Genomic DNA, 22,354 nt, shown 5'->3' on the forward strand with positions numbered 1-22,354 from the left:
AGGTGTTTCCGCCGTCCATGGTGTACTTCGTATGTGCATAAGGAAAGGATATTTCTCTCTCCGGACGTGGAAATATCGTATACATAAGTGGCCCCGATTGACACACATTAAACACGATTTCATCATCCCAGTAGCCCGTTATCTCCCAGGTTCCACCTCCATCGGACGTCGTTGTTACAATCACAGGTAGGGGAGTTTGAATGAGGGGGTATGTGTGCACTATAAACCAATGGAGGGAGTCGAGGACTTCCAAGTGATGGATTGTTTGATTAAAAGGCGTCGCATCATACGCAGCGTTGCGCAATTCTTCCCATGTTTGCCCGCGATTTGTTGTACGCCAGAACATTATCGATTTCCTTGAAGCTGATTCCATGTACACCGTATTGCTGTCCACGAATTCGATATTTCGAGCAGGGACGATACGGGAGAACGGAGTCCTCCAGTACCCCCCATTTGGCCGCGCTGTTGGCCGCATCGTGTCCGGAAAAATCGGCACCTTCACCCAGGACGCTCCGGCATCGCTTGTTGTATAAAGGCGATGAACACTTGAATTACTCCCAGGCGGTCTTGTCGAAAACAGCAACCATCCGTTCCTCTGATCCACGAATTCCAGATCATCGATGGTGGAATCGGCGGTGAAGTGGTGTTCGGTCCATTGTACTCCGCCGTCCGTTGTGCGGAGAATTGTGCCGCGATAATTCACCACCCAACCATGCAGTGAGTCGAGGAACTGCACCTTCACACGTGTGGTGTCGCGGTACGGCAAGGGAATTTCACGGTATTGGGAGAGCAGTGCCGGAGTACAAACACAAAGCACCATAAAGCCCAACACGGCGGCGCGGAGCATCACATCGCACCCCTGAAATTTTCGAGTACTGCTCATCCAACACCTCAACCCGTTAAAACGCGGAACAGCATGGGGCAACCTAGTGAGTACGGTGTAGGGAAGCAAGAAGCCGCTCTCCCGCTGTCGCACGATAGAGTGTTGCACGGAGAAAACAGCACACCGGAGGAACGGAGGAAACGGAGGTATTTTTCTTGCGGCCTTCGGCCGCTCTCCCGCTGTCCCGCTGTCGCACGATAGAATGTTGCACGAAGAAAACAGCACACCGGAGGAACGGAGGAAACGGAGGTTTTTTCTTGCGGCCTTCGGCCGCTCTCCCGCTGTCCCGCTGTCCCGTCGCGCTTCGACTACGCTCAGCGTGACACAGGGTCGTGGTCCCGCTGTCCCGCTGTCCCGCTGTCCCGCTCTCCCGCTGTCCCGTCGCGCTTCGACTACGCTCAGCGTGACACAGGGTCGTGGTCCCGCTGTCCCGCTCTCCCGCTGTCCCGTCGCGCTTCGACTACGCTCAGCGAGACACAGGGTCGTGGTCCCGCTGTCCCGCTGTCCCGCTGTCGCATGATAGAGTGTTGCGCGAAGAAAACGGCACACAGGAGGAACGGAGGAAACGGAGGTTTTTTCTTGCGGCCTTCGGCCGCTCTCCCGCTGTCCCGCTGTCCCGCTCTCCCGCTGTCCGTTATTGTGTCACTACGACTGCACGGCTTGTGGCAACAGCGCCTGAGAGGAGGCGCACGTGATAGAGGCCGGGCGCGAGGGGGGGAAGTGTGCGGAGATCGAACACGGCCGCGTGGCGGCCGGGCTGGCGAATTGCCTCGGGCAGGGAGACGATGCGCCGGCCGAGCATGTCGTTCAATGACAGAGAGACGGAGCGGTCGGGTCCGGCTCCGAGCGCGAAAGGGATGGTGAGCGCCGCGTGGCGCGTGGAGACGACGGGATTCGGATACGGTGCTCCGATTTCCATGACCGCTGGCGCGGGCATTTCGAGGCCCGTGCTGCCGCCGGTGCCGCTGTGCCGGATTTCGCCGCCCGGACCGTACGCCCACCCCTTCTGGCGCGTCAACCAGTACCAGCCGTTCCAGTACACGCCTTCTTTCATCGGTGAGACCGACCAGGACGTCCCGCCGTCGCTTGTGCTGTACACGCCCGTGCGGCCTGTGGTGACCGGTTTTGTGGCGTATCCGTTCAATGCGTCAAAGAAAAACAGGCGCTCGAAGCCGCGTTCACTGCCGCGTGTGTTCCAGGTGCGCCCGCTGTTCGTGGTGAAGGTCGCGCTGCCCGACGATGTTCCCGATGCCAGTGCCACGCCGTCGGTCGGCGAGAAGAACTGCACATTGCGGAGGTAGGAATTCGATGGACTCCGGTGATACGTCCAATTCTCTCCCATGTCGGTGCTGATGGCGACACCACCGCTGCCCGTGAACAGTATCGTGGCCGGATAAAAGAAGTACAGCAATTCTCCGGCAGCGAATTGGAACTGGAATTCGTCGGAAACATAGATCGAGTCCCACTGCGCGCCGGCATCCCTGCTCAGGTAGAGGTTGCCCGCGGAACTTCCCACGAGAATGGTATCGCGCGACAGCGCAAGAATCCCCTCGGGCAGTTCGCCCCCAAGCAGTGTGTACTTCAACGGCAGCTCGCCGATTTTCTCCCAGGCGTGTCCGTTGTTGCTCGTGTGGAAGAGGGCGCTGCTGTATTGCGCATCGAGGCCGAAGGCGTATCCCGCCTGTCCGCCATACATCGAGAGCCCGCGGATACTGTATCGCGTCGACGGCTGTGCCTCGTCCCAGCGCCTGCCGCCGTTCGAGGTGACGAGCACGCTGTTCGTGTAGGTGAGGGCGATGCCGTTCTGTTCATTGGTGAAGTGTATCCCGGTGATGTCGGCCAGGAATCCCGCTCCCATCACGATGGCCCAGGACTGCCCTCCATCGCTGGTGCGCAGTATGCGACCGCCCTCACCAGCGATGTACCCGACCTGCGCGTTCACAAAACTTCCGGCAATCGGATATGCGTTCGGGAAAGCCGCGCCTGTAAGACTGATGTTCCAGGTCTCGCCGCCGTCGGTGGATTTGTTGACGATGTATTCACCCTCGCTCAGCACATACACGGCATCGCCGAGAGCGGGTCCGGCAAACACGCGCAGGTGGTAATCGAAACCGTACACATCCATTTCCTTCCACGTGGCGCCGCCGTCATGCGTGCGCACCACTTGGCCGTCGCGGAGCTGATAGCCGTAGGAGCTGTCGATGAAGACGAGGCGCTGCATGCCGCGCGCGGCGTACGACGAATCGACGGCCCAGTCGAGCCCGGCGTTGTCGGTGCGGTACACGCTGCGATTTCCGACCGCGAACCAGCGGCCGGGCGATTGCACGGCGATGCTGCGCAACTGGTCATTCATCGTCACCGGCACCTGTATCGGCGACCAGGAAATGCCACGGTCGCGGGTGACGAGCAGGAGTGTGGGTCCGGTTTTTGCGAGGGCGCTCGAATCGTCGATGCGCGCGAGGTCGGCCAGGCCGTTGGCACCGGCCACGGCGGGTTTTCGTTCGGTCCACAGCCACCCCCCGTCGGTGGATGTGAGCAGCAGACCGTCCTCGCCCGCGGCGATGAGGTCGCCGCTGGGAAAGGCGAGTACACGCTGCAGATCGTGATACACGATGTGCTGTGAGTACCATGTGCGTCCCGTGTCGTAGGTGAGCTGCACGAAACCGCGGTCGCACACCGCCACTGCGGTCCCCGTCCCCGTCGCAATAATGTCGTTGACGAGATATCCACGCGGTACGGGATTCTGCCATTCCCATTCCTGCGCCCGCGTTTCCAGTACGATGGAGATCGCGGCAAAGAGTGTGAACACAGCCGCCCGCCGCACAAGCAGTATCAGAGTTTCGCTCATGGCCTTTCCTTTCGGGATCACAGGTGAAGAATACGCCACACAGCGCGAATCCGCAACGTCAAAGCACGGCACCTGCCGCGTGTGCGTGCGCGTCGTGCCGTATCATGCCTCCCTTTTTGGCCGCGAGAAACACACTGGCGGCGGCGAGCATGATGATGAAGACGTAGATGACGGCGTTGAGACCGTTGAATTTCTTTTTCAGATGCAGGAAGAGCCGCCATACGGCCGCGGCGGAGAACACCCACACGGCGATGTTCGCGTAGGTCTCGTGCTGCTCGAGGATGTGTTGTTGTGCGGCATCAAGCGGACCCGCGGCCGCAAGATTCCCGGTCAACACCGCGGCGAGCAGGCACGGTAGCGCGAGCAGCGTGAGAATGAACGTGGTCTGCATGAGGCGTGTGCTGCGCAGAAGAAAATCCGCGGCGTCGAGCAGCGCCGCGGTGATGCTCAGCGCCACGGCGAAATGCACGATGAAGGGATGCCAGGAGGCGAGTGTATCGGTCATACAATCACGGGGACAGTGAAAACGCGTTGATGATGTGGTGGCAGACGGGCGCGCCACGTTCAAATGTAACCGCAACAACATCAAAACGACAGGGTGTGTCGGGCCAGCCGTTGTCGCAGAGCCAGCCGGTCGCGATGCGGCCGAGTTGGCGTTGTTTGTTGGGTGTCACGGCGCTTTCGGGCCTCCCGAAGGCATCGTTGCGCCGCGTCTTCACTTCGATAAACACGGTGGTGTTGCCGTCGCGCGCGACGATGTCGATCTCGCCGTGTCCGAAACGGTAGTTGCGCTCGAGAATGGCGAAACCCTGCGCGCGCAACAGCGCCTCGGCCGCCTGCTCGCCGAGTCGGGCGAGATCATTCTTGTCTTCCATCGAACAGTTCTCCCTGATGTTCCAGAAATTGTTTCACGATAAAACTGCGGCGGTGTACCGGCGTGTACCCCATGGTCCGGATCGCCTCCAAATGTTTCCGTGTTGCGTACCCCTTGTGCTGTGCGAAGCCGTATCCCGGATACGCGTCTTCGAGCGCGCGCAGAATGGCGTCGCGGTGTGTCTTTGCAATGATGGATGCGGCGCCGATCGAAAGGCAGAGCGCGTCCCCGCGCACAACGGTGCGGAAGGGCAGCGTGGCATGGCGGTAGCGGTTGCCGTCCACGAGAAGAAAGTCGGGAGCGGGATCGAGCGCCGCGACGGCGCGGTCCATCGCCCGCAGTGTGGCCTGGAGAATATTGACGGCGTCGATTTCCTCCGGACCGGCCTCGCCGATGCCGATCGCCACTGCATGTGTTCGAATGATGTCCGCCAACTCCTCCCTGCGTTGTTCATGCAGTGTTTTGGAATCCGCGATTCCCGCTATCGCCGCATCCGCGGGCAGAATCACGGCCGCCGCCACGACGGGTCCGGCCAGCGGACCGCGCCCCGCCTCGTCCACTCCCGCAAGCAGCGTTATCCCTTCTTGAAAGAGCGAAAGTTCGAGCGACGAGTATCGCCGAGCCGTCTGTGTCGCCGAGGCCGCCGCACGCGTCGCATCACCCTCCGTGCCGCGCGGCTCCGTCCTTTGTACGCGCGGTTTCACAGAATTGTTCCCGCGAGTATGGCAAGGATGCCGCCGGGCATCGCGACTTTCATGAGACGGCTGAGCCGTCCCGCCGTTGCGGCGTCGTCGGCGCGGAGGGCCGTTATTGCGATATAGAGCAGGAGAATATCAACTGTGGCGATGACGACGGCGAGATAGTGCCACGAATAGAGGCCGAACACGGCGGGCAGGGGGCTGGCCGCAAGCACGAGCAGACAGCACATGGCCGCCAAGCGCATGGCCGCGCGCGCGCCGTGTGTGATGGGAAACGTGCGTATGCCTCCGGCGGTATCACCCTCCACATCCTCCACGTCCTTGAACAGTTCGCGCGGAAAGGTAAACGCGGCGGCGAGCAGTCCGGGCACAATACCCGCGGACACGTTGCCCGCGGCCGCGGCGCCGAAGGGAAACGCCAGTCCCGTGACAATGGACACGGCCGCGTTTCCCAGCAGCGGGACACGCTTGAGTCGCAGGTTGTAGCCGAGGATCAACGCGGTGCCCGCGATAGCAAGAAGGAAGGCGAGTAGACCGGAAGCAGCGGCGCTGGCGAGTCCGGCAACACTGCAGCCAACCGCCGTCAACACCGCGCCCCGACGCGTCACCGTTCCCGCGGCCAGCGCGCGCGACGGCCTGTTGATGCGGTCGATGCTCTCGTCCAACACATCGTTCGTCGCATTGCCTCCTGCCGTGATCAGGGCCACGGCGGCGCAGGCGGGCAGCAGCACCATCACGTTCCTTCCGTCTCCCCCGGCAATCACGCAGGCGGCCGCGCAGCCGAGGGCGCCGATGGCTGCGTTGATGGGTCTGGTCAGGTGGAGGTATGCGGCGGGATGGGGCACGGTAGATGGGTAGATGGTAGCTGGTAGATGGTAGCTGGTAGATGGTAGATGGGTAGATCGATCTGCGATGGGTGAGTGAGGAGTCAGGAGTAAGGATGCAGGAGACATGAATCAACACGCGCCCCCTTTCTTTCGAAAAATCAGATTCCGTGAGTGCTGCGAAGGCGGTGGCGACTCTTTTCAGGCGCCTCGCAGTCTTTTGTCATCAGAATTCATTCACCAGACCGAAGTGGATTTTACCATCCGATAACCCGTCGCCCTGCCCGAGGGCGTAACTCACGCCGATGACACCGAGGCCCGTTTCGAGGCGCACGCCGATGCCGTATCCGTGCCGCGTCACCGAGAATTCATCACGCTGCCGCGTGGGATCGGGCGTTTGATACACGGCGCCCACATCAAAAAACGCGAAGAGAAACGAGCGCGGCCCGAAGGTGAAACGGTACTCGGCATTCACCCAGCCGAGGCGGGTGCCGCTGAACTGCTCCTCGCGATACCCGCGCAGCGTGGTCGCGCCGCCGAGCTGGTACATGTCGCTTGCGTCGAGCGCGGCGCCGCGTAATTCGCGTCCGTGTACCGACAGCGCTGCGATATTGCGCGGAAACAGTTCGAGGAAGTACGAGAGATCCAGCTCGATGCGCTGCACGAAGTCGCTTTCGCGCGCGCCTGTCGCGACGGCTGTGCTGCGTTTGGCGCCGCCGCTGTAGCTGTTGCGGAACTGCACGCCCGAGCGTGGAACAAACACGTTGTCGCGCGTGTCGATAAGCAGTTCGGCGCCGGCGTTGAACGTGGAACTGGCCGAGAGCGCCGACGACGCGGCGCGGGCGCCGGGTATGACCGACACCTGCTGCACCGTTGCGGCGATGTTCAGCCATGCGCCCGCGAGCCAGGTGGCCCGCGCCTCGAGCGCGCGACGGATGTAGGTGGAATCCTGGCGCCGTTCGCGGAAGCCGCCGTCGAGATTCAAGGGCAGGGACAGGAACCAGGGTTCGAGATATCGGACGTCCAACTCCGATACATCGCGCGTCGCCCGTTCCCAGCGCCCGTCAAAACGGCGTCCCGTGCCGAAAAGATTCCGGAAAAAGACGTTCACCAATCCGGTGAGGTAACCCTCTTCGCCCGGCAGCCGCGGAGGCTGATAGCCGATCACGCCGTCGAAAACGTTGGTGCTGCCTTCGGCGACGCGGAGAAGCAGGCCGCCCCGTCCGTTGCGGATGACAAACTCCGGTTCTGCCACGGTGGAAAAAAAGCGCAGGCGTTCGATACGCGCGCGCGCGGTGCGGACCTTCTCGGCGTCGAACAATTCTCCTCGCTGAATCCGCGTTTCCCGCACGATCACGTCGGGATCTGTTTCGGTGTTGCCTTCGACCGCGATCGTGTCGACGGTCCAGAGTCCGCCTTCATCCACCGTCACGGTCACATCGGCGCGTATTTCGCCGCCATCCGGCCGCATCACCAGATCCGTCACGCGGGCCGACACGAGCGGATACCCCGACTGCTCATACCGCGCGATGAGCCGGCCAATCGCCTCGCCGACGGCGGCTTCGGTGAACAGGCCGTTGGCGGGCGCATCGAGCGCGCGGAGCGCTGTGGCTTCGCCGACGGCCTGCGCGCCCTCGACTCGAGTAGTGCCGTGCAGCACGCGCGCGCCTTCGGAGATGCGGAGTGTCACCGCGAGACGCGCGGAATCCGCCGACATCTCCATGCCGATCGCCTCGATGTGCGCGAAGCGTAATCCTCGCTCGCTTGCGTGACGCAGCACCGCGGCGCGCATCGCGCTGTCGCCGCGCGACAAACCCGGCCGCGCAATCACGGTGCGCAGATCCTGCGCGAGTTCCGTCGTCCGCAGCGCGACACAGCCGTCGCAGGTCAGGTCCAGCACGGGCGCCTGCCGCTGCGCCTGCGCGCATGCGCAGCACACCACGAGAAGTATCCATGTCGGGCAGCGTAAGAACACGTCGGCAAAATAGAATGTGGCGCGTCGGGTGTCAATGCCGTTTCCGCGGAACGGAGCCGCGCCGCTGACTTGAATGCGCTCGGGAGAGGGGAGTATATTGTCCCGGCGCACTCCGCATCCTTCCCACAGCGAGACACCGACCCCGATGTTCGACACCGATACCATCCACGCCCTGCTCCGGCGCATCGCCGACGGCGCAATATCGCCCGACGCCGCGCTGGCCGAATTGCGCGCGGCCCCGCGTTCCTATGCGGAGCTTGGCGACTTTGCGCGCGTGGACCTGCGGCGCGCCGAACGCACCGGTGTTCCGGAAATCATCTACGGGGCGGGCAAGACGCCGGGTCAGATCGTCGCCATCGCGCGCCGCATGATCGAGGCGGGGCTCGTGAACATCATCGCCACGCGACTTGCGGACGATGCGCATCGGGCCGTGCTCGACGCGTTTCCCGGTGCGCGCTCGTACGATCTGTGCCGCGCCGTGCGTGTGGCGCCCGCCGATCAGCTCCCGCTGCCCGGACATGTGGCCGTTGTCACCGCGGGTACCGCCGATCTGCCCGTTGCGGAAGAGGTCGAACTCGTCTGCGACGTGCTCGGTTCGCACACACAACGGTGGGCCGATATCGGCATCGCCTGTCTCGAGCGGACCCTCGACGCCCTGCCCGCGCTGCGAACCGCATCGGTGCTTGTTTGCGCCGCGGGCATGGAGGCGGCGCTGCCTTCGGTGCTGGCCGGACTCCTGCGCATTCCCATTATCGCCGTGCCCGTCAGCGCCGGCTACGGTGTCAACGCGGGCGGCTACAACGCGCTGCTCTCCGTGCTCGGTTCCTGCGTGCCCGGAGTGCTTGCCGTGAACATCGACAACGGCGTCGGCGCCGCGGTGGCCGCGCATCGCATTCATGCCGCCATCTGCGCGGACGCGCCGCTATGAATCCGGCCGCACTCTACGAGCGTCTGCTCGAGGAAACCCGCGCACTCGGAACTGCGAGCGGCCGCAATCTCGTGGCCTTTTCGGGCGGGGTCGACAGCGCCCTTGTCGCACAGGCCGTCTTCACCGCGTTTCCGCACAGCGGTGAAGCGGTGCTCGGCGTCTCGCCGTCACTCTCGGCGGAACAGCGCGCCTCGGCCTTCCAACTCGCGGAACATGTGGGCATCCCGCTCCGGCTCGTCGATACCGACGAGGGCGCCGATCCGGTGTACATCGCCAACGAGGGTTTGAGTTGTTACGTCTGTAAAAGCGTGCTGTATGAAACGATGCGGCGCATCGACGCGTCGTTGGACGGAGAAAAGGACGTTGTGCTCTTTAACGGCACAAATGCCGACGACATGATCGATCCGACACGTGTGGGCCTTCGTGCCGCGCGCGAGTATCGTGTGGCAAGTCCGCTCGCTTCGTACACGAAAGAAGAGGTTCGGGCCATGTCGCGCCATGCCGGACTCCCGAACTGGAACGCCGCGGCCGCTCCGTGCCTTCGTTCGCGCCTGCAATTCGGCGTGCCCGCGACTGCCGGACACCTGGCCCGTATCGACGAAGCCGAGCGGCGCCTCCGCGCGCGTTTCGCCTTCGATGCCGCCGATAACCTGCGCGTGCGCCACCTCGCGGGTGATGCCGCGATGATCGAGGCCGACAGCACGAAGCTGCCCCACCTTACACAACGGGAATGCGAGGCCGAACTCCTTCCGCTCGGCTTCACGTCCGTGTCATTGCGGGCCTTTGTGTCGGGCGGCGTTTCCGGCTTCCGCCCTCCCGCCGTCGAAGAACCGGACCACCCTGCAACATCCGATAGCACTGAAACCGCATCCGCCTAACAAAGTCCCCCGTCCCCCGTCCCTATTCCCTCGTCCCCCGTCCCCCATTCCCTCGTCCCCCGTCCCTATTCCCTCGTCCCCGTTCCCGCCATGACCCTCACACAACTGCTCGCCTCAAAACCCGTCGTTCTGCTCGACAGCGCCATGGGCACCGAGCTGCACAGGCACGGAGTGGATTTAGGTCTGCCGCTCTGGTCGGCGAACGGTCTATTGCGCGCGCCGCATCTGGTGCGGAACATCCATTGGTGGAATTTGAGGGCGGGGGCCGACGTAATCACGACCTGCAGTTTCCGCACGAACATCCGCGCGCTGAGGAAGGCCGGAATCGAGCATCGCTGGGACGAACTGAATCTCAAGGCCGTCGAATTTGCCTTCGAGGCACGTGAGCGCTACCGCGTCTTCCGCCCTGTTGTTATCGCGGGCAGCATCGCGCCGGTCGAGGACTGCTATCAGCCCGCTCTTGCGCCGTCCGACGAGGAGTTGCGCGAGGAACACGGCCGGCAGGCGGAAATACTCGCGATGTTCGGCGCTGACATTCTTCTTGCCGAGACGATGAATTCCGTGCGCGAGGCCGCCATCGCGGCCGAGGCCTGCGCGGCAACGGGCAAGGAATTCGCCGTGAGTTTTACATGCGGCGACGACGGGGCTCTGTTATCGGGCGAACCGCTGACGGAAGCGCTCGATGCGGTGGCGCGCTGCGCGCCTGCGGCCGTCCTCGTCAACTGCCTGCGCGCCCGCGCGGCCGCGTATCCGCTGTCGCTGCTCCGCGCCACAGGTCTTCCCGCCGGCGTGTACGCAAACGCGGGAGCGCCCGCCCCTGAAGGCACGCACATGTGTGAAGAGATTGACGCGGCCGCGTACAGACAGGAAGCCGCGCGCTGGGCCGCCGCGGGAGCGCGCCTCATCGGCGGATGCTGCGGCACCACGCCCGAGTGGATCGCCGCCCTGCATGACGAGTTCTATCCGCAACCTCCAGACACGGACACATCACCATGAAAACACCAGCGCGCCTTGTCCTGCTCCTCGGCCTGTTCCCCGCGGTGCTCGCGGCGCAGACAACCGCGCCGGCGCAGCCGCCGCGCGAATGGATACTCGGCCTGACGCTCGATGCGACGAAGTACTATGGCGACTTCACCGACAATCGCTTCTCGAGCGGCGCGTCGGTCACTCTCTCGCGCTTCTTCCGCACGTGGGGAAAGGACGGGGCGCTGTACGGCCGGGCGTATATCGGCGGATATGATCTGCAGTGGCGTCTCAACGGAAACGCCGCCGTGGCGTTCGACACGAATCGCTACCCGGCCGGAGAAAAATTCCGGTGTTTTGTCGCGCCGATAGGCGCCCAGGCGCTGTACCGGCGTCTCGTCGGCCCGAAGGCGGAACTGTTTCTGGGCGCCGGTCTGGAATTCGCATATTTCACTCCGCAAGATCCGAATGGCACCAGTCTGCCGAAACCGCAGGAACAGTATGGGAAATGGACGGTGGCGCTGCCGCTGTCGGTGGATTTCGAATATCTGCTCTCGGATCATCTCGCCTTGAATTTCCACGGGATGCTGCATCTCGGATTCACGGATTATCTCGACGGATACTCGATGGGTGATGCGGCCGACGCCTATCTCACCGCGGGGCTCGGCTTCAGCTATTCGTTCCCGCCGCCGGATGGCGACGACGACTACGACGGTCTCTCGAACCGCTCGGAGGGCGACACCTACCATACAAATCCCGACGCGCGCGACACCGACGGCGTCGGTCTCGACGACCGCGAGGAAGTGCTGGCCGGCACGTCGCCCCTGATTCAGGACACCGACAAGGACGGCCTGCTCGACGGAGAGGAAGTGCACACCCTGCAGTCGAATCCGCTCGCGCGCGACACCGACGGCGACGGCCTCACGGATATGGAGGAACATCGCCTCGGCACGCTTCCGACACGCGCCGACAGCGACGGCGACGGTCTCAACGACAAGGAGGAACTCGCGCGTTCCACCAATCCGCTGAACCGCGACACCGACGGCGACGGACTTCCCGACGGACTCGAAAATGTGTCGAGTCCGCTGCTGCGCGACACAGACAACGACGGGCTGAGTGATGCCGAGGAGTTTGCACACTTCCTTCGGCCGTACGAAGAGGACTTCGACCGCGACGGCCTTTTCGACAAGCGCGAAATCGATCTCGGCACGGATCCGAAAAAAGCCGACAGCGACAACGACGGCGCGACGGATTATATGGAAGTCTACGGCATCATGACCGATCCGCGGCATCCCGACACGGATCACGATGGTATCGCCGACGGATCCGATCCGAGTCCTCTCGACGGCACACCCCTCAATCCGGCGCGTAATGTGTCGTGGACTTTCTACGATCTTTTCATCCGCGAACAGAACGTGAACGAGACCTCGCGCTCCTTCCTGCAGCTTCTGCACCTGATTCGCAGTGCGCCGCGCGAACTGCTCTTCGCCGTCGACATCGCCGTCTCGGGTATCAACACCGAGGAGGCTCGCGAACGCAAAACGAATCTCGAAAATCTCCTTAACCGCATGACCGCGCAATGGGACAAGGCCCCGCTGTCGGTGTACTTCGAGGTCAAACCCCGCGGCGGCGCGGATGCAAAACTCACCTATGTGTGGAAGGTGGCGCCCCGCTGATTCCCCGGCACCGCGCTGCGCCTGTGCGCGGATCTTGTCAGCGCAGTTTCACAACAAGCACGGTCATGTCGTCGTGCTGTTCCGCGCTCCCGGCAAAACGCGCGACATCCTCGAGTATGGCGGCTTTGATGCCCTCGGCCGGGAACGCGCAGGCCGCGCGGAAGGCCGTCACCAGGCGGTCGAGACCGTACTGTTCCCCTGATACATGTGTCGCTTCGGTGATGCCGTCCGACACGAGCAGGAACACGTCGTCGCCTTCCATCGGAAATGTTTCAAGCTCGAGATTGTCGCCGAACATGCTGCTGTCGAGGCCGATTCCGATGCCCTTCGGGCGATGCTGCAGTACCGCGCCGTCACTCGCGCGGTAGTGGAGCAGGGGCAGGTGTCCCGCGCGCAGATACGACACGTTCCCGCGGATGAGATCCAGTCGCAGCGCCGCCATTGTCACATATGCCTGCCGCTCGATATGGTCGAACATCTGGCCGTTCAGGCGCACGAACAGCTCGTGCAGCGAGGGGCCGTACGAGTCGATCGCACGAACAATTCCCTGTATGCGTGAAAGGTACAAGGCCGCCGATGTACCCTTGCCCGAGACGTCGCCCACCAGGAAGGTGATCGCGTCGTGATGTCCGAGGTAATCATAGAAGTCGCCGCCTACTTCCGTGGCCGGCGATGAGACCGCGGCGACCTCGATGCCCGGAAATTCCGGCAGCTCGGCGGGCAGCGTGCTGAGCTGTATGCGCCGAGCTATTTCGAGTTCGCGCCGCAGCCGCGCCTGCTCCTTGGCATGCTCGTAGAACGACATGGTCAGAAGCGCGTCGGCCACGTTGATCGCGAGACTGTCGAGCAGTTCCACGTCGTCCTTCGAGAAGTTCATGCCGGAGAGTTTTTCCCCGAGCAGTATCAGCGCCTCGATGCGTTTGTCGAGAATGACCGGCGTCACGAATTCCACTCCCGCCTCGCCGAGCGCGGCGCGCGCGCCGATGTTGTCGACCGCGTCGGTGCCGGCAAGTTCGGTTATCCAGACGGCATTGGATGGCAGCGCGGGTGCGCCGTCGAGGTCGAGACGCAGCCCCTCGCACGCGTGTATCGTGTACGCGCCGTTCATGCGCAGCGCAAACGCGGCGCCCGAGAGATGCATCAGCGCCGGGAGGTCGCGCACGACGGCGGCGGCGAGCGAAGGCACATCGGAAAATTGTGTCGAAAGCTGGCTGAACTTGTTCAACGCCTCCCTGTAATCGTAATCGCCGCGATGAAATTTCTGATCGATGAAACGCGCCCCGGAGCGGTGCAGTCGCCAGAGGCCGCCCACAAGAGCGAGCGCCACGATGAGCATCACGCGTTTCTCGATGGTCTCGCGTTCCTCGGGCGGAAAACTCCGATGCTGCACCACCTGCACGCTTGTGCCCGAGAATCGCAGCACGGGCAGATCCCACGCGGTCGTCGAGAGAATGAGCACCATGGCCACACCCGCGACCGCTATCCCCGAATTCCACGCCGCTGTCGCGACACGGTACAATGAGGCGCGCCGGATGATGATGTACAGATCGAACAGCCGGTGCCGGATGATTGTGAGCAGCAGCAGCAGGGGAACCGCGAGCTGAAGAAAAAAGACGGCCTGCCAGAGCGAGGATTCACGCACAAAAATCCAACCGAAACAAGTGAGTCCTGCAAGAATCCCGGCGATCTGGACCTGTCCGGCCAACGGCTCGTAGGCGGGATTTGCAGGCAGGCGGAAGACGCGGCGGATCAGGAGTTCGCTTGTGCCCAGGAGCAGGAACACCGACACGATCATCGGCAGCGGCTTGGTCGGCAGCAGCCGGAGCAACACCAACAGGGCCACAAATGCGGGCACACCGTACAACATCAGCATGAACCAGCGGGGTGGCATGCCCAACCGACGAGGCGCAGGGAATAGAAGGAACAGGTGGTACATCACGCTGACACCGAAGCCGTACGAGAGCATCATGATGTACGGATTGATGGCGTCGAGAAAGGAGACGTAATACCAGATGGGGTAATGGAAGTTCACCACCAGGAAAAGTCCGGTGAGAAGCATGCCCCACCCGAAAAGACGCGCGAGCGGACTCTCGGGCCGTCGCAATGAGACGAAGGCGCCGAGCGCGAGAAAAGCGACGCCTGTCAGAATCAGCGAGAGGGTGAAGAGTGTGATGCCGTAATCGGCGAGGACAACGGATATCGGGATCGTGCGGCCATCGCGGCGCACGACATATTCGAGCCGCTTGCCCTTGCTGCCGCTCACGATGTACACCATGGCCTCACCCGCGGTGCGGACCGGATTGCCGTTTACCTCGACGATGATGTCGCCCACCTGCAGGCCGGCCTTGTCCGACACACCACCAGGCACGATCGAGACGATCAGGAGGCCGTCGGGACTGTCGACGTATACGTTCTCGTCGGTGGTAATCGACGCGTAGCGGATCAGGTGGAAGGCCGAATACGCCACAGCGAGCACAAGAGCCGCAACGTACACACTGCGGGCCAGCGCGGGACGCGCGTTCCAGAAGCGTGTCAATGCGGTGCCGCGCGGAGCTCCTTCAACTATCCACGTCGTCTCGTGTGTCATGACCGTGCGGTCCGCCTGCGTGGCGGCGCCTACTTGTCCGTCGCGGGGAAAGCGGCGTACAGGATCAAGGCAGCCAGGCCGATGACCAGGATTACGCCGAGGACGGTCAGAAGGAGGCGCGAGGTGGAATTCCCGCGCGAGTTCGACGCGGCCGAGGACACGTCCCAATATGAGAGTGTCGTGTCCTTTTGTATCATCGCTTCACCGGCGGACTGTATGTCGGCATTCCCCTCAATGCCGCCGAGGGTCAAACGCCAGCCGTCCCGAAAATCGAAGGTCGTGTTGTTGTGCGTCACCACCCGGATGCCGTCGGCCGCGTCGCCGCCGCCCTGCATCGGCGCAGGGACTGTGCCCGCGCACCCCGATACAATGAGAGCGGCACATACGATCAAAAGCAACCGCGGGAATGCGGGCACGCGCGGAATACGACCGCCTGCCGTGATGTGGTGAGGAATGTCGTGTCGGGACATGTGCGAATCTACATATTCAGAAACAAAGAAGGCAGTCATTTCTGACTGCCTTCATGGAAGATCGCGTTTTTCTTAGTGCGAGAGAAGCATGCGGCGCGAGAGATTGCTCGATCCGGTCGAGATCTTGTACACGTAGATGCCGCTGGGCACCACGGCGCCCTGGTCGTCGCGACCGTCCCAAATCGCGGTGTACAATCCGGCCGGTTTCACTTCACTCACCAGGGTGCGCACTTCGCGGCCGATCAGGTTGAACACCTTCACGGTCACAAATCCGTTGCGCGGGAGTCCGTAGGCGATGCTTGTCACCGCGTAACCCGAGAGGGAGAAGGGATTCGGATAGTTCTGGGCAAGTGTCACGGTGCGCGGAATCGTGGTGACATCGGGCGTGCTCGTCGAATTGGTCGATGCACGGAAGGTCAACACGTATTTTTCGGACGGATTCTGCACGGGGCTGAGAGTGTAGGTCACACTCCCTTCACCTGCGACCGGCGTCGTCTCGAACGTGGGTTTCATCGAATAGGTCTCGCCCGCAGGAATGATGTCGACCACGTCGCTTGCTTCTGGCGAGTAGCAGTTGACGAGGCAGAAGGACACCGCCCAACCCTGCGGCATGGTCACGTCCGTGCGCTGCACGCGCACCGACAGATCCGCCGCGGTGTTGTTGTGTACTTCGGCGGACGGCTCGAGATATGAACCGGGCGTCCCGGTCACGAGCATCTTTTTTTCCTTGACGTTCATGAGCTGCGACGTGGCTGTGTGCATCGCCGACAGCAAAAGAATCGTACTCAGGAGAAATACGGGCATCGTGGCAATTTTTTTCATCGTGTCAATGGTCCTTTGTCTTTTATATGACGCAACAATTTACCGATGAACGTCTTTGAAACGCAAACGCTTTCGGGCGGTCATTGGAAGTTTTTTCTTCGAGGCGCCCGTTCTATGTATCAGACAACGGCGGGGCCGATTTGGTTTCATGCCCCGACTGCGACCTCCTGTACCGGTACACGGGATACGAGGCCAGAAGGATGCAGAGCCCGATGCCGGATTTGACGGGCTGGCCGATGAACAGGTATATCACGAACCAGATCGATACGAGGATAAAGGCGGCCGGAGTCACCGGATATCCCGGCACGGAATAGCGCCGCTCGGCATCCCGATGCGATTTCCGGAACACAAACACGGCGCCCGCCGCCGCGGCGTAAAAAATCCAATCGACAAAGGCGACGTAGGAGATGAGATCCTCGAATGAGCCCGAAAAAATGAGCACGGCCACGACGGCGCATTGCACGAGCAGTGCCACCGCCGGCGTGCCATATTTTGGATGAAGCTGTCCGATTTTGGAGAAGAACAATCCGTCGCGGCTCATCGCGTAATAGATGCGCGGCGCGGCGAGTGTGTACACGCTGGCCGTGCCGAGCGTGGATGCGGCGATCAACACGGCGATAAAGGCGCCTCCGGCGGGTCCCGCAAGCAGTTCGGCAACGCTCGATGCCACGCGCGCCTCCCGCGCGACACCCGCGGGTCCGAGCACGGAGAGGTACGCCAGGTTCGCGCCGAGGTACAGGATGATGATCACCGTGATGCCGATAAGTATTGACAGCGGGATGGCGCGTGAGGGCGAGCGGACCTCGGATGCGGGAAACGTGGCGTATTGCCAGCCGCCGTAGGACCATAAGATGCCGACCATCGCGACGGCGAACGCCGATAACATGTTGCCCGACGGCAGCGCAAGCGCCTCCACGCTTGGGGCCGCCGTAGGGGTGAGAACCATCGCTCCGACGATAAGCACCGCGATGCCGATGATTTTTGCGAGCGAAAATATGTTCGAAATCAGACTGCCCTGACGGATACCAAAAATGTTGGCCGCAGTCAGGAACAAAAACAGTCCGAGAGACGTACATTTTTGGACGATCGCCGACATAGGGAAGAAGTAGGCGATATACGAGACACAGGCGGTACAAAGCGCCGCAAGCGATCCGGAATTCATCACAAGAAGCATGCACCACCCGTATGCAAAACCCGCATAAGGCGAATAGGCCTCCGTGAGATAGGCATAGATGCCGCCCACACGCGGGAGTACATGCGCGAGTTCGGCAAATGTAAATGCGCCTGCGACGGCCATCAGTCCGCCGAATATCCAGATGCCGATCACCAGGGACGGATCGCCGAGTGTGCGCATGATCATGGAAGGAGTGAGGAAAATCCCCGATCCGATGACCGCACCCACGACGATCATCGTCAAGTCGAAAATCCCCAGTCTGCGTCGAAACGTCTCTGTGGCAGGCATCGCGCAGAATAGTGAATCCGCACGATTCCGCCAAGATCCCTGCATCACACCTCCCAATCCACGTATTCCCCGTTCCCCGTTCCCCGTTGCACCGACCCGTGATCATGGTTACTTTTTGAGGATTCGCATGAAGACACAGCAGGCGCCCGACGCCATACTCGCCCGTTTCCGAGAAGTCACACAACTGCCCGGCGTCGGAAAATACCGCACCGAGGTGCTGCATGGCATCGGGATACACACGGTGGAGGATCTGCTCTACTACTTCCCGCGGCGTTACCTGGACCGAAGCACCATCGTGCCGATGACCAGGCTGGACGAGCACATCGACAAAACGGTGACGGTGATCGGGCGCGTCACGGGTATCGTAACTCTGGGCCGCGGCCGCAAGCGCCTGGTCGTGACGCTGCGCGATTTGGTCGGATCCATGGACCTCGTGTTTTTCCAGGGACTGCAGTATTGGCAGAAGGCGTTCACGCAGGATGAAACACTCGCCGTCTCGGGTGTGGTGGCGATGTACGGCAGGCGACCGAACATGGTACACCCGTCCATCGACCGCCTGCAGGACGAGGAGACGCTCGAGTTCATCAACACGGGCGGTATCGTGCCGGTGTACCCCTCCGGCGCGGAACTTGAACGTGTCGGTCTCAACCGCCACCATGGTTTCCGCCGCCTCATGCACACGGCTTTGCAGCACGGACTCGAGGGTATCGTCGATCCGTTCGCCTCGGATGACGGCGCTGCGCTGCGCGCGCGGCAATCACTTGTTCCTCTGCGTGACGCGGTGTTGCACATACATCGCCCCCCCTCGCTCGAACAGCTCGAGCAGGCGCGGCGGCGACTGGTCTTCGACGAGTTTTTTGCGCTGCTGCTCGGCATTGCTCTGCAGCGCCGCGCGCGCGCAGCGACGGAGCGCGGCATCAGCTTCCGCAGCGAAAGTCCCTCCGCACGCGCGCTCGTCTCGTCGCTTCCGTTCGACCTCACCGCGTCACAGCGCAGGGTGCTGCGCGAGATCGCGGCCGACATGGCGCGGCCCGAACCGATGAATCGTCTGTTGCAGGGGGACGTGGGATCGGGCAAAACCGTCGTGGCGCTGCTATCCATGCTTGTCGCGGTCGACAACGGGTATCAGTGCGCGCTGATGGTGCCCACGGAAGTGCTCGCCGAACAGCATTTCCGCACGATCCGCGCGCTGCTCGGGAACACGCCCGTGCCCGTGTGCTTGCGGGTCGGACAGCAGGCGGCGGCCGCACGCGCGAGCATCGATGCCGCGATCGCGTCGGGCGAGGCGGCCATAGTCGTGGGCACGCACGCATTGATCGAAGACGCCGTCTCCTTCAACCGGCTCGGACTTGCGGTCATCGATGAACAGCATCGTTTCGGGGTTATGCAACGCGCGGCGCTCAGGCATAAAGGTCTTATGCCCGACGTGCTCGTCATGTCGGCCACGCCTATTCCGCGCACGCTTACGATGACGTTGTACGGCGAACTCGACGTCTCGGTGATCGACGAACTGCCCGCCGGCAGGAAGAACATCCAGACCGCGATACGTTTCGAGGAGGATCGTGCGAAGGTGCATGAATTCATACGCGCCGAGGCAACACGGGGACGGCAGGCCTATATCGTGTTTCCGCTCGTCACCGAATCCGAAAAGATCGACCTCAAGGCGGCCAGCACCGAGCACGCGCGGCTGTCGTCGGAGGTGTTCAGGGAATTTTCGGTCGAGCTGCTGCACGGGCAGATGCAGGCCCGCGAGAAGGAGGCGGTGATGAACCGCTTTAAAAGCGGGCGGACGCAGATACTTGTTTCTACAACCGTCATCGAAGTCGGTGTCGATGTGCCCAACGCGACGGTCATGCTCATCGAACACGCGGAGCGTTTCGGACTCGCGCAGTTGCATCAGCTCCGCGGCCGCATCGGACGCGGGACGGAGCAGGGCTACTGCATACTCATGACCGATCGCGCCATGTTGTACGGCTCCGCTCCCAACGACGAGGAGCGCGCCGCGCGAAGCAATGCGCGCCGCCGCCTTGAAACGTTGCGCGACACACTCGACGGATTCCGCATCGCGGAGGAAGATTTTGCGATCCGTGGTCCGGGAGATCTGTGGGGAACGGCACAGAGCGGCTTTCCGCCGCTGCGTATCGCCGACCTGCTGCGCGACGGCGACCTTCTGCGCGCTGCACGCGACGAGGCCTTCGCGCTGGTCGCGCGTGATCCCCACCTGCGCGACCCCGCGCACGCCCTGCTGCGCGACATGTACGGGGCGCGTCTGCGCCTCGCGGCTGATGCGTCGGAGACGGCATGAGCATGGAACGGGAAGAACAAAAGCAGCGCGTGCGCGCGCACTGGGAGCTGGAAACCTGCGGCACGCGCTATGGCACGGCGTCGGACCGCGCGGAGTACTACCGGCAGATTCGCGGGACGCGCGCGTCTCTCGAGCCGTGGATCCTGCCATTTCAGGATGCGGGCCGCTGGTCCGGCCGGCGTGTGCTTGAAATAGGTGTCGGTGCGGGGAGTGATTTCCTCGCCTGGCTCCGTGCCGGAGCAATTGCCACGGGTGTCGATCTCACCGACACCGCGATATCACGCACGCGCGAGCACATCGAAGCCGCCGGCATGGATCCCGCCGCCTGCACGCTTCGCAGCGCCGACGCCGAACGTCTGCCCTTTGCAGATGCGTCCTTCGATCTCGTCTACTCGTACGGCGTCCTGCATCACACGCCCGATCCGCCCGCCGCGTTTCGTGAAGCCCGCCGTGTGCTCGCGCCCGACGGCGAACTGCGGGTGATGTTGTACCACCGGCCGAGCTGGACGGCGTGGATGCTGTGGGCCGTGCACTGCCTCGCGCGTCTGCGGCCGTTTACGACGCCGCGCCGCGCGGTGTATGAACACCTCGAGAGTCCGGGCACCATGTCGTACTCGGTGCGCGAGGCGCGTGCGCTGCTCCTCGATGCGGGGTTCCGCGACGTGCGCGCCACGCTGCATTTGGGACCCGGAGATCTTTTGTTGATAGAACCGAGCGATCGCTATCGGTCGCGCGTGTTCCGCCTGTTGCGCGCGTTGTATCCGCGCCCGCTTGTACGCGCGCTCGGCGCGCGCTTCGGACTTATCATGCTCCTCGAGGCAAAACCGGCGTGATCGCACTCCGGCGCGCCCGGCCTGTGTTCTCACGTCCGCTTTCCGTATTCTCGCATCATGCTGATCATCGGACGCAATCCCATCATTGAAGCTGTGCGCTCGGGCGGGCGTGTGGCGAAGATCTATTTCCGCTTCGGCACGCATGGCGAATCGGTGCGCGAAATCCAGGCGCTCGCGCGTGAACGCCGCATACCCGTCACGACGCTGCCCAAGGACAAATTCGACCGCCTCGGCGACGTGCGCCATGCGCAGGGTATCGCGGCGCTCATCGAGGATGTCCGCACACTCGAACTCGACGAACTGCTCGGCATCGAGGTGGAACAGGACGCGCCCTTTTTTCTCGCACTCGACGGCATCAAGGATCCGCACAATCTCGGCGCCATCATGCGCACAGCCGTCTGTGCGGGTGTGCACGGCCTGGTGCTTCCGAAACACGAGGCCGCCATGATCTCTGAAACCGTCGTGAAGGGCTCCGCCGGCGCCACCTCGTATCTGCCGGTCTCCCGCGTCGTGAATCTGCAGCAGGCGCTGGAGGCGATGAAGGAACGCGGGATCTGGATTGTCGGACTCGACAGCAACGGCGGCACCGATCTGTTCGGCACCGACGGCGCGCGTCCGCTCTGTATCGTCATCGGCAGCGAAAAGGGCATACGCCCGGTGGTGCGCGCCGTCTGCGACGACATGGTGCGCATCCCGATGTGGGGTCGTGTCGATTCACTCAATGCCTCGGTCGCGGCCGCTCTCATGCTCTACGAAGTGCGCCGCTCGCGCATCTGATCCGACGTGGCCCTGCGCAAACTGCTCCACGACGAGATCCCGCGAGTGCCGGTGTCAGGCATCGCCACGGCGCCGCGACATCCGATCACCCTGGTCGTCGACAACGTCCGCTCGCTGTACAATGTCGGTTCGATTTTCCGCAGTTGTGACGCGGCCGGTGTCGCGAAACTTGTTCTCTGCGGATTCACGCCGCACCCGCCGCGGAAGGAGATCGAGAAGACGGCCCTTGGTGCCACCGCGAGTGTGTCGTGGGAATATGCGCCCGATATCGGAGACGCGCTCGCGCGGCTCAAGGCCGAGGGCAATACCATCGCGGCGCTCGAACACACGAACGCGAGCCGCTCGTGTTTCGACCTGACCCCCGCGTTGTTTCCGCTCGTTGTTGTGGTGGGCAATGAGGTATCGGGATTGGGCGAGCGCGCGCTTGAATACTGCGACCTTGCCTACGAGATCCCGATGTTCGGCGTCAAACAGTCACTCAACGTGTCTGTTGCCACGGGCATCATGCTCTTCGAGTGTGTCCGCGCTCTCACACGCGCATAGGCGCGGAG

Annotated in this window: 19 protein-coding genes; 8 read left to right on the forward strand and 11 right to left on the reverse strand. The window is 62.7% G+C overall.

The window, feature by feature from the left end; genetic code table 11:
• The 7 genes from HY962_05495 to HY962_05525 all read right to left on the reverse strand — a co-directional run.
• The coding region (locus HY962_05495; GenBank protein ID MBI5646367.1) for a hypothetical protein at window positions 1–883 on the reverse strand (883 nt) is incomplete at its 3' end.
• Between the two features lie 634 nt (window positions 884–1,517).
• Window positions 1,518–3,731: a hypothetical protein gene (locus HY962_05500; GenBank protein MBI5646368.1), complete on the reverse strand. Its 2,214-nt coding sequence runs from the start codon at window positions 3,729–3,731 to the stop codon at window positions 1,518–1,520.
• Between the two features lie 58 nt (window positions 3,732–3,789).
• Complete coding sequence (locus HY962_05505) at window positions 3,790–4,236, reverse strand: hypothetical protein (protein MBI5646369.1); 447 nt, start codon at window positions 4,234–4,236, stop codon at window positions 3,790–3,792.
• 4 nt (window positions 4,237–4,240) lie between these two features.
• Window positions 4,241–4,606, reverse strand: coding sequence for a YraN family protein (locus tag HY962_05510; protein ID MBI5646370.1), 366 nt, complete (start codon window positions 4,604–4,606; stop codon window positions 4,241–4,243).
• A complete protein-coding gene (locus HY962_05515) occupies window positions 4,590–5,309 on the reverse strand; it encodes a ribonuclease HII (protein MBI5646371.1) in 720 nt (239 codons plus the stop codon). The genes HY962_05510 and HY962_05515 overlap by 17 nt, the downstream gene beginning before the upstream one ends.
• The gene (locus tag HY962_05520; protein ID MBI5646372.1) at window positions 5,306–6,148 is read right to left on the reverse strand and encodes a geranylgeranylglycerol-phosphate geranylgeranyltransferase; all 843 of its coding nucleotides are present in this window, start codon (window positions 6,146–6,148) and stop codon (window positions 5,306–5,308) included. Before HY962_05520 ends, HY962_05515 begins: the two co-directional genes overlap by 4 nt.
• Window positions 6,149–6,353: 205 nt before the next feature.
• Window positions 6,354–8,213, reverse strand: coding sequence for a BamA/TamA family outer membrane protein (locus HY962_05525; protein MBI5646373.1), 1,860 nt, complete (start codon window positions 8,211–8,213; stop codon window positions 6,354–6,356).
• A 34-nt stretch (window positions 8,214–8,247) separates the two neighbouring features.
• On the opposite strand from HY962_05525, the gene larB reads away from it, so the two are divergent.
• From larB to HY962_05545, 4 genes are all read left to right on the forward strand, one after another.
• Window positions 8,248–9,030, forward strand: a complete 783-nt coding sequence (gene larB, locus HY962_05530; GenBank protein MBI5646374.1) for a nickel pincer cofactor biosynthesis protein LarB — start codon at window positions 8,248–8,250, stop codon at window positions 9,028–9,030.
• Window positions 9,027–9,908, forward strand: coding sequence for a TIGR00268 family protein (locus tag HY962_05535; protein MBI5646375.1), 882 nt, complete (start codon window positions 9,027–9,029; stop codon window positions 9,906–9,908). The genes larB and HY962_05535 overlap by 4 nt, the downstream gene beginning before the upstream one ends.
• A gap of 90 nt (window positions 9,909–9,998) precedes the next feature.
• The gene (locus HY962_05540) at window positions 9,999–10,904 is read left to right on the forward strand and encodes a homocysteine S-methyltransferase family protein (protein ID MBI5646376.1); all 906 of its coding nucleotides are present in this window, start codon (window positions 9,999–10,001) and stop codon (window positions 10,902–10,904) included.
• Entirely contained in the window at window positions 10,901–12,547 is a 1,647-nt protein-coding gene (locus tag HY962_05545) for a hypothetical protein (GenBank protein MBI5646377.1), read from the forward strand. Before HY962_05540 ends, HY962_05545 begins: the two co-directional genes overlap by 4 nt.
• A gap of 37 nt (window positions 12,548–12,584) precedes the next feature.
• Here the strand turns inward: HY962_05545 and HY962_05550 are convergent, their stop codons facing one another.
• The 4 genes from HY962_05550 to HY962_05565 all read right to left on the reverse strand — a co-directional run bounded on the left by HY962_05550 (window position 12,585) and on the right by HY962_05565 (window position 17,888).
• A complete protein-coding gene (locus HY962_05550) occupies window positions 12,585–15,134 on the reverse strand; it encodes a SpoIIE family protein phosphatase (protein MBI5646378.1) in 2,550 nt (849 codons plus the stop codon).
• Between the two features lie 29 nt (window positions 15,135–15,163).
• Window positions 15,164–15,604 (reverse strand): hypothetical protein, encoded by a 441-nt coding sequence (locus tag HY962_05555; protein MBI5646379.1) that lies wholly within the window; start codon window positions 15,602–15,604, stop codon window positions 15,164–15,166.
• A gap of 72 nt (window positions 15,605–15,676) precedes the next feature.
• Window positions 15,677–16,426, reverse strand: coding sequence for a T9SS type A sorting domain-containing protein (locus tag HY962_05560; protein ID MBI5646380.1), 750 nt, complete (start codon window positions 16,424–16,426; stop codon window positions 15,677–15,679).
• Window positions 16,427–16,538: 112 nt separating this feature from the next.
• Window positions 16,539–17,888 (reverse strand): amino acid permease, encoded by a 1,350-nt coding sequence (locus HY962_05565; protein MBI5646381.1) that lies wholly within the window; start codon window positions 17,886–17,888, stop codon window positions 16,539–16,541.
• 127 nt (window positions 17,889–18,015) lie between these two features.
• On the opposite strand from HY962_05565, the gene recG reads away from it, so the two are divergent.
• Genes recG through HY962_05585 form a run of 4 tightly spaced genes read left to right on the forward strand, consistent with a single transcriptional unit; the run spans window position 18,016 to window position 22,346 of the window.
• Window positions 18,016–20,193, forward strand: coding sequence for an ATP-dependent DNA helicase RecG (gene recG / locus HY962_05570; protein MBI5646382.1), 2,178 nt, complete (start codon window positions 18,016–18,018; stop codon window positions 20,191–20,193).
• Window positions 20,190–21,026, forward strand: a complete 837-nt coding sequence (locus HY962_05575) for a class I SAM-dependent methyltransferase (GenBank protein MBI5646383.1) — start codon at window positions 20,190–20,192, stop codon at window positions 21,024–21,026. Before recG ends, HY962_05575 begins: the two co-directional genes overlap by 4 nt.
• Window positions 21,027–21,083: 57 nt before the next feature.
• Window positions 21,084–21,803 (forward strand): 23S rRNA (guanosine(2251)-2'-O)-methyltransferase RlmB, encoded by a 720-nt coding sequence (rlmB, locus tag HY962_05580; protein ID MBI5646384.1) that lies wholly within the window; start codon window positions 21,084–21,086, stop codon window positions 21,801–21,803.
• Between the two features lie 12 nt (window positions 21,804–21,815).
• Complete coding sequence (locus HY962_05585) at window positions 21,816–22,346, forward strand: TrmH family RNA methyltransferase (protein MBI5646385.1); 531 nt, start codon at window positions 21,816–21,818, stop codon at window positions 22,344–22,346.
• Window positions 22,347–22,354: the final 8 nt, after the last annotated feature.

This window comes from Ignavibacteriota bacterium, from assembly GCA_016218045.1.
Lineage (GTDB): Bacteria > Bacteroidota > Ignavibacteria > SZUA-365 > SZUA-365 > JACRFB01.